Source organism: Novosphingobium ovatum, assembly GCF_009909235.1.
In the GTDB taxonomy this organism is placed as follows: Bacteria; Pseudomonadota; Alphaproteobacteria; order Sphingomonadales; family Sphingomonadaceae; genus Novosphingobium; species Novosphingobium ovatum.
Map to the genome: position 1 here is coordinate 487,888 of NZ_JAAAPO010000003.1, position 13,407 is coordinate 501,294.

General features: G+C 67.6%; 8 protein-coding genes. 6 read left to right on the forward strand and 2 right to left on the reverse strand.

The window, feature by feature from the left end; genetic code table 11:
* The first annotated feature begins 94 nt into the window (after positions 1-94).
* The 6 genes from queF to GTZ99_RS09935 all read left to right on the forward strand — a co-directional run bounded on the left by queF (position 95) and on the right by GTZ99_RS09935 (position 10,429).
* Positions 95-598, forward strand: coding sequence for a preQ(1) synthase (gene queF, locus GTZ99_RS09910; RefSeq protein WP_227711223.1), 504 nt, complete (start codon positions 95-97; stop codon positions 596-598).
* Positions 599-695: 97 nt separating this feature from the next.
* Positions 696-2,990 (forward strand): RNA degradosome polyphosphate kinase, encoded by a 2,295-nt coding sequence (locus GTZ99_RS09915; RefSeq protein ID WP_161718323.1) that lies wholly within the window; start codon positions 696-698, stop codon positions 2,988-2,990.
* 69 nt (positions 2,991-3,059) lie between these two features.
* Positions 3,060-4,607, forward strand: a complete 1,548-nt coding sequence (locus tag GTZ99_RS09920) for a Ppx/GppA family phosphatase (RefSeq protein WP_161718325.1) — start codon at positions 3,060-3,062, stop codon at positions 4,605-4,607.
* A gap of 106 nt (positions 4,608-4,713) precedes the next feature.
* A complete protein-coding gene (locus tag GTZ99_RS09925) occupies positions 4,714-5,676 on the forward strand; it encodes a UDP-2,3-diacylglucosamine diphosphatase (RefSeq protein WP_161718327.1) in 963 nt (320 codons plus the stop codon).
* A gap of 50 nt (positions 5,677-5,726) precedes the next feature.
* Entirely contained in the window at positions 5,727-6,770 is a 1,044-nt protein-coding gene (locus tag GTZ99_RS09930; RefSeq protein WP_161718532.1) for a glycosyltransferase family 4 protein, read from the forward strand.
* Between the two features lie 83 nt (positions 6,771-6,853).
* Entirely contained in the window at positions 6,854-10,429 is a 3,576-nt protein-coding gene (locus GTZ99_RS09935; RefSeq protein ID WP_161718329.1) for a hybrid sensor histidine kinase/response regulator, read from the forward strand.
* A gap of 13 nt (positions 10,430-10,442) precedes the next feature.
* Here GTZ99_RS09935 and GTZ99_RS09940 read toward each other — a convergent pair whose 3' ends face one another.
* Together GTZ99_RS09940 and acs are read right to left on the reverse strand one after the other, a co-directional pair.
* Positions 10,443-11,165, reverse strand: coding sequence for a response regulator transcription factor (locus tag GTZ99_RS09940; RefSeq protein WP_161718331.1), 723 nt, complete (start codon positions 11,163-11,165; stop codon positions 10,443-10,445).
* A 198-nt stretch (positions 11,166-11,363) separates the two neighbouring features.
* Positions 11,364-13,313, reverse strand: coding sequence for an acetate--CoA ligase (acs, locus tag GTZ99_RS09945; protein ID WP_161718334.1), 1,950 nt, complete (start codon positions 13,311-13,313; stop codon positions 11,364-11,366).
* Between the last annotated feature and the right edge of the window lie 94 nt (positions 13,314-13,407).

Below are 13,407 nucleotides of genomic sequence, written 5' to 3' on the forward strand. Positions count from 1 at the left end.
CCTCTACCGGGGTTTGGTCCTAAACGGCGGCTTGTCCCGCCCCTTGGGGTTGCTCTCTTGTGTCGGGCGGCACTTGGCGGCAATAGGCGCAGGCATGAGCACCCGTGATCCCAACGCCGCCCCCGCCGTGCCTGCCGCCGGCGCCTCCGCGCCTCAGCCGCTGCATCTGGGCCAGACCAGCGCGCTGCCAGCCTCGCCCGATGTGGCGGTGCTGGACTATGTGCCCAATCCGCGAGTCGGCAGCCTGTATATGGTGCGCTTTGCCGCGCCCGAATTCACGTCGCTGTGCCCGGTGACCGGCGCGCCCGACTTTGCGCATCTGGTGATCGATTACGCGCCGGATCAGACCATCGTTGAATCCAAATCGCTCAAGCTGTTTCTGGGGTCGTTCCGCAACCACGCGGGATTTCATGAGGATGTGACGGTGGGCATCGGCCAGCGTCTGTTTGCGGAAATGCGTCCGAAATGGCTGCGCATTGGCGGCTATTGGTATCCGCGCGGCGGCATCCCGATCGACGTGTTCTGGCAATCGGGGGCCATTCCCGATGGGCTGTGGGTGCCCGATCAGGGCGTTGCGGGCTATCGCGGGCGGGGATGAACCGACGGCGCGGTGACAACGCGGCCCATTACGTCACACCATTGCAACATTATGGAAAGACAGGCAGGCTGATACTCCTCTGGTGAGAAGAGACGCGATGACTGCCCACAAAACCGACGCCGCCACCGAATCGGTCCTGACCGTGCCGGATGACCTGTCGCATGCCCCGGTGGTGGACGCGGCGGTGGCCGCCGCCCCGCAGGTGCTCGACGTCGAGGCTTTGCTGGCGCAGGTGCGCGCCATCCCCGACCGCTATTTCAACCGCGAGCTGTCGTGGCTGGCCTTCAACGCCCGCGTTCTGGCCGAGGCGCGCAATGCCAATTACCCGCTGCTCGAACGGCTGCGGTTCCTCTCGATCTCGGGCAACAATCTGGACGAGTTCCTGATGGTGCGCATCGCCGGCCTTGCCGCGCAGGTGCGCCGCCACATCCAGGAGATCTCGATCGACGCGCTGACCCCGGCGCAGCAACTGGCCGTCAACCGCGAGGAGGTGATCCGGCTGGAGGCCGAGCAGCAGGCGATCTGGCGCGAGATGCGCGGCGCGCTGGCGGCAGAGGGCATCCATATCGTCGGGCCCGACGAGGACCGCGACGAATATGTGCTGGATGCCGATCAGACGCGCTGGCTGCGCGACTATTTCGTGCAGGCGATCCTGCCGGTGATCACGCCACAGGCGATTGACCCGGCCCACCCGTTCCCCTTCATCAACAATGGCGGCATGGGGCTGATGATCAGCCTGATGCGGCAAAGCGATGCCGCCGCCGTGATGGAGATGGTGCTGATCCCGCAGGCGCTGCCGCGCTATATCCGCGTGCCGGGCGGCATGTCGGGTGAGCGGGCGGTCTATATCAGCATCGAGGACGCGATCTGGCGCAATGCCACAACGCTCTTCCCCGGCTTTGACGTGCTGGGCCATGGCGCGTTCCGCGTGCTGCGCGACAGCGATATCGAGATCGAGGAAGACGCCGAGGATCTGGTCCGCTTCTTCCGCAGCGCGATCAAGCAGCGCCGCCGGGGCAGCGTGATCATGCTTCAACTCAAGGGCAATTTTGATCCCGCGGCGGAGCAATTGCTGCGCGACCAGTTGCGGCTGGATCATGCCATCGTGATCAAGTCCGCCGGTCCCATCGGCATGACCGGCCTTGCCGCGATCGTCGATGAAAACCGCCCCGAGCTGAAGTTCGAGCCTTATTCCCCGCGCTATCCCGAACGCGTGATGGAGCATGACGGCGACATCTTCTCGGCCATCCGCGAGAAGGACATCGTTGTCCACCACCCCTATGAAAGCTTTGAGGTGGTGATCGACTTCCTGCGTCAGGCCGCCGCCGACCCGGACGTGATCGCCATCAAGCAGACGCTGTACCGCGCGGGCAAGCAATCGGCGATCATCGCCGCGCTGATCGCGGCTGCCGAGGCGGGCAAGTCGGTCACCGCCGTGGTCGAGTTGAAGGCGCGGTTCGACGAGGAGCAGAACCTGCATTGGGCCAGCCAGCTGGAGCGGGCGGGCGTGCAGGTGATCTATGGCTTTGTCGACTGGAAAACCCATGCCAAGATCAGCATGGTCGTCCGGCGCGAGGGCGATGCGGGCGGCAATGCGGTCTATCGCACCTATTGCCACTTTGGCACCGGCAATTACCACCCGATCACGGCGCGCATCTATACCGACCTGTCGTTCTTTACCGCCGATCCGGCGTTCGGGCGCGATGCCAATCAGATCTTCAATTTCATCACCGGTTATGTCGAACCGCGCCGCACCAGCCTGTTGGCGGTGGCGCCGATCAGCCTGCGCGACCGCCTGTACGGCAGTATCGAGCGCGAGATCGCCAATGCCCAAGCGGGCAAACCGGCGCAAATCTGGGGCAAGCTCAACTCGCTGACCGACAGCGCGTTGATCGACCGCCTGTATGCCGCCAGCCGGGCGGGGGTGCAGATCCGGTTGGTGGTGCGCGGCATCTGTTGCCTGAAGCCGGGTGTGCCGGGCCTGTCCGACAATATTCAGGTCAAATCGATCATCGGCCGTTTTCTGGAACACAGCCGCATCTGGGCCTTTGCCGGGGGGGCGTCCTTGCCCAATCCGCGCGCGCGGGTGTTCATCTCCAGCGCCGACGGGATGAGCCGCAATCTGGACCGCCGCGTCGAGGTGCTGGTACCGATCCGCAACAAGACGGTGCATGATCAGGTGCTGGATCAGGTGATGATGGCCAATCTGCTGGATACCGAACAAAGCTGGCTGTTGGCCAGTGATGGCACCTGTCGCCGCGCCGAGCCGGGCGAGCAGCCCTTTAACGCGCACCGCTATTTCATGACCAATCCGTCGCTGTCGGGGCGGGGCGGGGCGCTGGCTTCGGGGCGCAAGGTGCCCAAACTGGCGCTGCGGCGCGGCGGGGCATAGGTATGATATCCCCTTTTCGCTTGCGCGGGGCGCTGGCCAACGCGCGGTTGCGGGCCTAAAGGGACGCCCATGCCCAGATCTTCTGCCCGCAGCGCTCTTGCCGCCGCCAGTGTCACCCCCATCACCCCGCGCGGTGTGGATGTGGCCACGAACAAGGCGATCATCGACATCGGTTCGAACACGGTGCGCATGGTGATCTATGGTCGCCCGGCGCGCGCGCCGGTGGTGCTGTTCAATGAAAAGGTGACCGCGCGGTTGGGCAAGGGCGTGGCCGAAACCGGGCGCCTGTCGGCCAAGGGGATGGCCAATGCGCTGGCGACGCTCTCGCGCTTTGCGCTGTTGCTGCGGCTGCGCGGGATTGTGGACGTGGAATGCGTTGCCACCGCGGCCAGCCGCGACGCGGAAAACGGCGCGGAATTTCTGGACAAGGTGCGCGAACTGGGCCTGTCCCCCCGCCTGTTGTCGGGCGAAGAGGAAGCCGTGGCCAGCGCGCATGGCGTACAGGCGGCCTTTCCGGGGGCGGCGGGGATCGTGGCTGACCTGGGCGGCGGCTCGCTGGAACTGATCGATGTGATCGACGGGCGCTGTACCCATGGCGTGACGCTGCCACTGGGGACGCTGCGCCTGCCGGCGCTGCGCGCCGATGGCGATGCCAAATTCCTGCGCCGGGTGCGCGCCATGCTGGCCGGTGCCGACTGGACGGGCGACCATGGGCAGACGCTCTATCTGGTGGGCGGATCGCTGCGCGCCTTTGCCCGCTTTGCCATGGTGGAGCGCGACTGGCCGGTGGATGATCCCCACGGGTACGAGATGACCGCCGCGCAGGTGCTGGACACGGTGCGCGTGCTGCGCGCCCGTCAGCGCCGTGCCGAAGGGCTGGCGCCCATTCCGGGCGTTTCGGCCTCACGCATGGGCAGTTTGCTGGATGCCGGGGCGCTGCTGGCGGTGCTGGTGCGCGAACTGGCGCCCGCGCGGGTGGTGTTTTCGGGCTGGGGCCTGCGCGAAGGCTTGCTGGCGGGGAGCATGGACGCGCAGGTGGCGCGGACCAATCCGTTGCTGGCGGGCGTGTCGGCCTTTGTCGAAACGCAAGAGCCGGGGATGGCCGCGATGGCCGCGCGCATTGCCGGATGGGTCGCGCCGGTGTGCGGCATCGATCCCCCGGTCGAGGGCGGTTGCGGCGAAAGCCTGCGCCGCGCCGCCACCATGCTGGCGCTGGCATCACTGCGCACCGAACCGAACATGCGCGCCCAGCAGGCCGAGCAATGGGCCCTGCGCAAGCGCTGGGTCGGGCTGGACGCGGCAGGGCGCGCGATGATCGCGGCGGCCGTGCTGGCCAACAATGGCCGCGCCGAATGGCCGCCCTATCTGGAGCGGCTGGCAGGCGTTGAATCCTTGCGGCAGGCGCGCGTCTGGGGGCAGGCGGTGCGCATGGCGCGGCGGTTCTGCGGCGGCGTGGTCGAGGCATTGGACGGCGCGCAGCTGCGTCTGGAGGATGGCGCGGTGGTGTTGCAGGTGGCGGCCAGCCACGCCCCGCTGTGCACCGATGCCACGGCCAAGGATATCAAGGCGCTGGCCGAACTGCTGGGCGTCAAAAGCCGGATTGATATGGTCGATTGACGCCCGTGTCTGGGTGAGGGTGTCACGCTTCTGACTTGTGCTGGTCACGCGGGTGCAACCTGGGCTGCCTATGGGCGGGCTCAGGTCAGCCAAGGGAACCGGCACCATGCAGCGCAGTTTCGCCCTGAATCCGGCGGTCACGCCCGATATCGCGACAGCCCAGCCACCCGCGTGGCTGTCTTTGCCCGAACCGCCCGAGCCCAAGGGCTTTCGCCCCAAGCGCCGCTATCGCACGGTGTGGATTTCCGATGTCCATCTGGGTACGCGCGGCTGCAACGCCGACATGCTCGTCTCCTTCCTGCGCTCGATCGAGACCGAGACGCTGTATCTGGTGGGCGACATCATCGATGGCTGGCGGCTGAAAAAGGGCTGGTACTGGCCCGATGCCCATAACGAGGTCATCCGCCGCATTCTGAAAATGGCGCATCGCGGCACGCGGGTGGTCTTCGTCTGTGGCAACCATGACGAGATGCTGCGCCCCTATGCCGGCTTGATGTTCGGCGGGGTGGAACTGGTGAACGAGGCGATCCACGAAACCGCCGATGGCCGCCGCTTGCTGGTGGTGCATGGCGATGCCTTTGACGCGGTGGTGCTGTATCACCGCTGGTTGGCATTTCTGGGCGACAAGGCCTATGAATTCACGCTGCGCGTCAACACCGTGTTCAACGCGGTGCGGCGGCGGTTGCATCTGCCCTATTGGTCGCTGTCGGCCTATTTGAAAAAGCGGGTGAAGAACGCCGTCCAGTTCATCGGCCGGTACGAGGAAGCCGTTGCCCATGCCGCGCAGGAGCGCGGGGTGGACGGGGTGGTGTGCGGCCACATCCATTCGGCCGAAATCCGCGATTTCAACGGCATCACCTATTACAATGACGGCGATTGGGTGGAAAGCTGCACCGCGTTGGTCGAGGATGCGGACGGCGCCATGCGGATCGTTGACTGGATCGTCGAAACGCGCCGCCAGATGGCCGCTGCCCGCGCCGATGAACGCGCCCGCAAGGCGGTCGAGCAGCCCGCGCCGGTGCCAGAGCCGCAGCCAGCGCGGGGTGATGCCGTGCCGGTGCCGGCATGAACGCGCCGATGATGCTGGATACGGCGCAAGGCGTGATCCGTCCGCAGGGCTTGCGCATTGCCATCGCCTCGGACGCGTGGGTGCCGCAGGTGAACGGGGTGGTGCGCACGTTGTGTGCCACAGTCGATGCGCTGCGCCGCCGGGGCGCGGCGGTCGAGATGATCACGCCCGACCGTTTCGCCACCATGCCCATGCCGTTCTATCGCCAGATCCGCGTGGCGCTGGCGCCCAGGGCCACGGCGCGGCGGTTGCTGGATGGCTTTGCCCCTGACATTGTCCATATCGCCACCGAAGGCCCGATCGGCTGGGCGGCGCGGGGCTGGTGCCGGTCGCGCGGGGTGCCATTCACCAGCGCCTATCACACCCGTTTCCCCGAATATCTGGCGGTGCGCACGGGGCTGTCGCCGCGCTGGTTCTGGCCGGTGCTGCGCCGGTTTCACGGGGCCTCGCGCGCGGTGATGGTGGCCACCCCCACGCTGGAGGCGGAACTGGCGGCGGAGGGGCTGCCCCATACCCGCCGTTGGAGCCGGGGGATCGACCCCGATCAATTCCACCCCGATGGTCCGCGCCGGGCGGAATGGGACGCGCTGCCGCGCCCGATCCTGTTGAACGTTGGCCGCGTGGCGCCTGAAAAGAATCTGGACGCCTTCTGCCGCCTGTCTACGCCCGGGACCAAGGTGGTGGTGGGCGATGGCCCGGCGCTGGCCGAGATGCGCCGCCGTTATCCTGATGTCCATTTCATCGGCGCGCTGTCGGGTCAGGCGCTGGCCAGCGCCTATCGCGGCGCCGATGTGCTAGTGTTTCCCAGCCTGACCGACACCTTTGGCTTGGTGATCATCGAGGCGTTGGCCTGTGGCCTGCCGGTGGCGGCCTATCGCGTGGCCGGGCCGATCGACATTCTGGGCCCCGATGGCCGGGGTGAGGGCGGCATTCTGCCGCGTGCCGCCGGAGCGCTGGACGATGATCTGGACGCGGCGGTGGCGCGGGCCTTGCGCGTGGCGCGCGCGGACGCGCTGGCGCTGGGCCGCCGCTATAGCTGGGAGGCGGCCACCGACCAGTTCCTGAACGCGCTGGAGGGGGCGCTCGCGCGCTAAGCGTTTGGCCCGTTGACCCGAATGCGCTAGTCTGCCGGTCCAAGGCGCGCTGAACGGGCGCGCACAAGCGGCGGGGCGGGGCGATGAGTGTGGGTTGGGTGGCGCTGTTCGCGCTGGCCTGGATCGGTATCCTGTTTGCCGTGGCCGCCCTGGCCGAGGCCCGCAACACCGCGCCCAAGGGGGCGTTGCTGCCCCTGACGCGCGGACGCAGCCCGCGTTTGCGGCTGATCGCCTATACGCTGGCGCTGGGGGTCTATTGCTCCAGCTGGACGATCTATGGCGCGGTGGGCAGCGCGGTGCGCGATGGGTGGAACTATCTGCCGATCTATCTGGCGCCGATCCTGCTGTTGTGCCTTGCGCCCCGGTTCCTCTCACGCCTGTCGGCCGCCGTGGCCGAAGAGCAGGCCACCACCGTGTCCGACTTCATCGCCGCGCGCTTTGGCCATGATGGCGTGGTGGCGCGTTTGGTGACGCTGATCGCGCTGGCCGGGACGGTGCCCTATATGGCGTTGCAATTGCGGTCCATCGGGACGGCGGCGATGATGCTGACGGGCGCGCCGGTGATGGCGGGCGCGATGATGGCGGCGGCGGTGGTGCTGGCCGCCTTTGCGATATTGTTCGGCGCGCGCCGGTTTGAACGGGCCGGCCGGTCCGAAGGCATGGTCTATGCCATCGGTCTGGAATCGCTGATCAAGATCACTGCGCTGTTGCTGGTGGCGGGCTTGGCGGTGTCGGTGGTCAGCGCGGTGGACGAAGAGCGCTTGCAGGCGGGCCTGAGCCAGTTGGCCAACCGCTTTCAGCCGGGGCGGATCGGGCTGGAGACGATGGTGATCTCGGCCATATCGGCGCTGGCGGTGCTGGTGCTGCCGCGCCAGTTCTACATGGGGCTGGTCGAGGCGCGCGAGCCGGCCGACCTGCCGCGCGCGCGCTGGGGGGTGGCGGCCTATCTGGCGGTGATGGCGCTGGCGGTGCTGCCGATCGCGCTGGCCGGGGTGGTGGTGATGGGCGATTCCGTCCGCCCCGACTTTTACGTGCTGGGCCTGCCGCTGGCCACCGGGCATGGCGGGATCGCGATTGCCGCATTGATCGGCGGGATCAGCGCGGCCGCCGCGATGGTGGTGACAGACGCCACCGCGCTGGCCACGATGGTGTCCAACGACCTGTTGTTCCCCACGCTGATCCGCTCGGTCATGGGGCGGGGGGGGCAGGAAGGCGCGGGCAGCGATCTGGCGGCGGGCGCGCTGGGGCGGCGGATGCTGCTGGTGCGGCGCGCGACGATCCTGGGCGTGGTGGCGTTGGCGCTGGCATGGGCGCAGATGGTCTCGGCGCGCGAATCGCTGGCCTCGATCGGGCTGGTGGCCTTTGCCGCGATGGCGCAATTCAGCCCGCATCTGGTGCTGGCGGTGTCGGGCGGGCCGATGGGGCGGCGGCGCGATCCGATTGCCGCGCGGCTCAGCCTGATGACCGGTTTCGCGCTGTGGTTCTATACGTTGGCGCTGCCGATGGTGCTGCCCGATGGCTGGCGCGAATGGCTGGCGGGGACGGCGCTGGACCCGCTGCGGCTGTTCGGCATTGGCCGGGCTGGCCCCATCGTCCATGGCGTGTTCTGGAGTCTGGGCGCCAATATGGTGGTCTATGCGGCGGTGGCGGCGCGGCGGATGGAGGCCTCGCCCCTGCCGCTGTTCGAGCGCTGGCAGCGGCGCGTCACCGATCTGTCGGACCTGCGCGATCTGACGGCCAGCTTTATCGGGCGAGAGCGCGCCGAGATCGAATTTCCCAGTGCCCAGCGCGGGATGCCGGTCGATCGCCGCTCGGCGCAGCGGGCGCGGGCGTTGATCGCGGCGGTGGTGGGGACGTCCTCGGCCCGCGCGCTGGTGGCGTCCGCACTGGCGGGGGGCACGATGAGCCTTGCCGATGTCACCCGCCTGCTGGACGAGCGCAGCCATTCGCTGGGCTTTTCCCGCGCGCTGTTGGCGGCCACGTTTGAAAACATGGACAGCGGCATCAGCGTTGTCGACGCCGAGCTGAATCTGGTGGCGTGGAACAGCCGGTACGAGCAGTTGTTCGCCTATCCGCCGGGGTTGCTGTATGTCGGCGCGCCGGTCGCTAATCTGATCCGCCACAACGCGATGCGCGGTGATTTCGGGCCGGGCGATGTCGAAACCCATGTGATCAAGCGGCTGACCCATTTGCGGCGGGGACAGGAATACACGTTTGAACGCCACCGCCCCGATGGCCGGGTGATCAAGATGGTGGGCGGGCCGATGCCGGGTGGCGGCTATGTCACCAGCTTTATCGACATTACCGGCGAGGCGCGGATGCGCGCGGCGCTGGAACAGGCGCTGACCGGGCTGGAGGCGCGGGTGGTTGAGCGCACCGCCGAATTGTCCGAGGCCAACCGCCGTCTGGCACAGGCCGACCGGGACAAGACGCGATTTCTGGCGGCGGCCAGCCATGACCTGTTGCAACCGCTGCACGCCGCGCGCCTGTTCAGCGCCGCGCTGGGGCGCGAGGTGCCCGCCCATGCGCAGGGGCTGGTGGGCCGGGTGGACAGCGCCATTCTGGCGGCCGAGGATCTGTTGCGCGCTTTGCTGGACATCAGCAAATATGACGCGGGCGGGGTGATGGCCCGGCCCGAACCGCTGGCGCTGGGGCCGTTCCTGCATGGGCTGGTCGAAGGGTTGCGGCCGATGGCGGACGCCAAACACCTGCGCCTGCGGCTGGTGATGCCGGGCGATGGCGTGACGCTGCACACCGATCCGGGCCTGTTGCGCTCGCTGCTCCAGAACTTTCTGGTCAATGCGTTGCGCTATACGGTGACAGGCGGCGTGGTGGTGGGCGTGCGGTTGCGCGGCCGCGCGGCGGCGCGCGGCGGCGGGGCGATGGCGCGGATTGATGTGGTGGATACAGGCGTTGGCATCGCCCCCGACCAGATCGAGGCGATCTTTGGCGAATTCACCCGTCTGGGCGAGGTGGAGGCTGAGGGGCTGGGGCTGGGGCTGGCGCTGTCGCGGCGCATATCCCGCCTGTTGGGCGCGCGGATCGAGGTGGTGTCCAACCCCGGCCGGGGCAGCCGGTTCAGCCTGTGGCTGCCGCTGGACATGGGGCTGGTGGCCGCGCCTGTGGCGCTGGCCGGACCGGTATTGGCCACAGGTGTCCTCGTGCCGCCGCAAACGGTGCTGGTGCTGGACAATGACCCCCGCACCGTCGAGGCGACGACCACCCTGTTGGCGGCGATGGGGCATCATCCATTGGGCGCCTATGACGGCGACAGCGCGCGCGCGCTGGCCCGTGCCCATGCGATTGACGCGATGCTGGCCGATTTCCGCCTGACCGGGGCCAGCGGCGATTCGCGCGTAGAGGCCGTGGTCGAGGAGGACGCAGAGGTCGGGGAGGACGATGCCTTGCGCGGTGTGGCGTGGCTGGCCGAGGCGGGGTTGCGCGAAACGGGGCGCACCAGCGCCGAGGATGGGCTGGATGTGGTCGCTTCGGTCCGGGCGATGCATCCTGATCTGCCCGCGTTGTTGATCACCGCCGAAAGCCACCCGGCGATCCGCGCCCGCGCTACCGATCTGGGCGTGGCGATGCATGCCAAACCGATCTCGCCACAGGTGATCGAGGTGTTCATGGCACAGGTGGCCGCGCGCAAGATCGGGTAAAGCCCCGGCGCGGTCAGTGCCGCAGGTCCAGCCCCAGACTGCGCGCCACCAAGGCTGCCTGCGTGCGGTTGCGCACGTCCAGCTTGCGCATGATGGCGGTCATATGCGCCTTGACCGTGGCTTCGGTGATGCCCAAGCCATGGGCGATCTGTTTGTTCAATTGCCCGTCCAGCACGGCCAGCAGCACCTTGAGCTGTGTGGGGGTCAGATCGGCGACCTGACGGCGGATCGTGTCCAGATCGCCATCGCCCTGTTGCGCCGGGGCGGGGATGGGGGGCGTCGCGCTGCCCGATGCGGGCATGGCCGCGCCATGGCCAGCCGATGCGGTGGCGCAAGGCGCGTTGGCATGTTGCGCCCCTGCGGGCGCGGGGCCCAGCACGCGGGTGACTGCCGCCTCGATCGTGGTCAGGTCCGAATCCTTGCCCAGAAAGCCGATCGCGCCAAAGGCCCGCGCCTCCTGCTCCACCGCCGCACCCTCGGCGCTGGAGATCACCAGGATCGGCACCTGCGGCTTTTCCGCGTGCAGCAGGGCAATGCCCGAATAGCCCACCGCGCCCGGCATTTTCAGGTCCAGCATGATCAGCACCAGATCGTCGGCCTCTGCCGCGGCGCGGGCGGCGGCGGCCAGCGTCCCTGCCTCAACCACGCGGGCGGCCGGGCGCGCGCGGCCCAGTGCCAGCACCAAAGCCTGCCGGAACAGCGGATGGTCATCGGCAATCAGGACGGTTTCGCGCAAGGCCAGCTCGTTTCTGTTGTCGTGGCACGCCCAAAGGTGCCTCCCCTTGGGCGCTCAACATAGCCCTTTGGATTGGTCGGGCAAGTGCGCGTTGCCACCGAATACGTGCATAAAACGAAAGACACCGTGCCCGGATGGGACACGGTGCCTTTCGCGTTTCATGCCGGGGCGGGGGAGCGCTCCGGCCGGGGCGCGTGGTTACGCCTGCGCCAGATGCGGGCGGTTGGCCAACAGGTGATCGACCACCGAAGGATCGGCCAGTGTGCTGGTGTCGCCCAGGCTGGACACGTCATTCTCGGCGATCTTGCGCAGGATGCGGCGCATGATCTTGCCCGAACGCGTCTTGGGCAGGCCGGGGGCGAACTGGATGACATCGGGCGTGGCGATCGGCCCGATCTCGTGGCGCACCCACGCGATCAGTTCCTTGCGCAAGGCGTCATCCGGCTCGATCTCGGCGTTGCAGGTGACATAGGCATAGATGCCCTGACCCTTGATCTCGTGCGGCATGCCCACCACGGCGGCCTCGGCCACCTTGGCATGGGCGACCAGCGCCGATTCGATCTCGGCCGTGCCCATGCGGTGGCCTGACACGTTGATCACATCGTCAATGCGGCCGGTGATCCAGTAATAGCCATCCTCGTCCCGGCGGCAGCCATCGCCGGTGAAGTAATAGCCGGCAAAGGTGGTGAAATAGGTGGAGAAGAAGCGTTCCTCGTCGCCCCACACGCCGCGCATCTGGCCCGGCCAGGAGTCGGCGATCACCAGACAGCCATCGCCCGCGCCCTCGATCACCGCGCCGTCATTGTCCAGCAACAGCGGCTGCACGCCAAACATCGGGCGGGTGGCGCTGCCCGGTTTCAGCGCGGTGGCGCCGGGCAGGGGGCTGATCATCACGCCGCCCGTTTCGGTCTGCCACCAGGTGTCGACGATGGGGCAGCGGTTGTCACCCACCACCTTGTGATACCACTCCCACGCCTCGGGGTTGATGGGTTCGCCCACCGATCCCAGCAGGCGCAAAGACTTGCGGCTGGTCTTGTGCACCCAATCATCGCCCTCGCGCATCAGGGCGCGCAGGGCCGTGGGGGCGCCGTAAAAGATCTCGACGGCGAATTTGTCGACCACCTGCCAGAAACGGCTGGGATCGGGGTGGTTGGGCACGCCTTCGAACATCACCGTGGTGGCGCCGTTCATCAGCGGGCCATAGACGACATAGGAATGCCCCGTCACCCAGCCGATATCGGCCGCGCACCAATAGATCTGGCCGGGGCGGTAATCGAACACATATTCATGCGTCATGCTGGCCCACACGGCATAGCCGCCGGTGGTGTGCAGCACGCCCTTGGGCTTGCCGGTGGAGCCGGAGGTGTAGAGGATGAACAGCGGGTCTTCGGCGTTCATTTCCTCTGCCGGGCAGTCGGGCGAAGCGGCGGCCACAGCGGTGTGCCAGTCGATGTCGCGGTGGGGCGTCATGGCCACATCGGCGCCGGTGCGGCGCAGGACAATCACGCAATCCACCCCCGGCGCATGGGCCAGAGCGGCGTCGACATTGGCCTTGAGCGGCACCTTCTTGCCCCCGCGCAAGCCTTCGTCAGAGGTCAGCACGATGCGGCTGTCGCAATCGGTGATGCGCCCGGCCAGCGCCTCGGGGCTGAAGCCGGCGAACACGATCGAGTGGATCGCGCCGATGCGGGCGCAGGCCAGCATGGCAACGGCGGCCTCTGGCACCATGGGCAGATAGATCGTCACGCGGTCGCCGCGCTTGACGCCCTGATCCTTCAAGACGTTGGCAAAGCGGCAGACGTCTTCGTGCAATTGGCGATAGGTGATGCGGCGTTCGGGGTCATTGGGGCTGTCGGGCTCCCACAGGATCGCCACCTGATCACCGCGCGTCGCCAGATGGCGGTCCAGCGCGTTGGCGCAAAGGTTCAGCGTGCCGTCCTCGAACCAGCGGATGCCGAAATCGGCCTTGTGATAGGAGGTGTTCTTGACCTTGGTAAAGGGCTTGATCCAGTCGATTCGACGGCCCTCGTCGGCCCAGAACCCTTCGGGATCGGCCACCGAGCGCGCATGCATGGCGGCATAGCGCGCCTCGTCGATCAGCGCGGTTTGCGCCCAATCGCTGGGCACGGGATAGATGGCTTCGCCCATCTTGGCACTCCTCTCGTCTGTCCGGTCTGGGCCGGCGCGGCTGTTGTTTGATCCGGTCCGGCGGCGTTTGCCCGATCAGTTTATCAGGCAGCGA

Bases quoted from the DNA above. Each gene is read 5' to 3' on its own strand.
- queF (WP_227711223.1), top strand. From the start codon at position 95: ATGAGCACCCGTGATCCCAACGCCGCCCCCGCCGTGCCTGCCGCCGGC.
- GTZ99_RS09915 (WP_161718323.1), top strand. From the start codon at position 696: ATGACTGCCCACAAAACCGACGCCGCCACCGAATCGGTCCTGACCGTG.
- GTZ99_RS09920 (WP_161718325.1), top strand. From the start codon at position 3,060: ATGCCCAGATCTTCTGCCCGCAGCGCTCTTGCCGCCGCCAGTGTCACC.
- GTZ99_RS09925 (WP_161718327.1), top strand. From the start codon at position 4,714: ATGCAGCGCAGTTTCGCCCTGAATCCGGCGGTCACGCCCGATATCGCG.
- GTZ99_RS09935 (WP_161718329.1), top strand. From the start codon at position 6,854: ATGAGTGTGGGTTGGGTGGCGCTGTTCGCGCTGGCCTGGATCGGTATC.
- acs (WP_161718334.1), bottom strand. From the start codon at position 13,313: ATGGGCGAAGCCATCTATCCCGTGCCCAGCGATTGGGCGCAAACCGCG.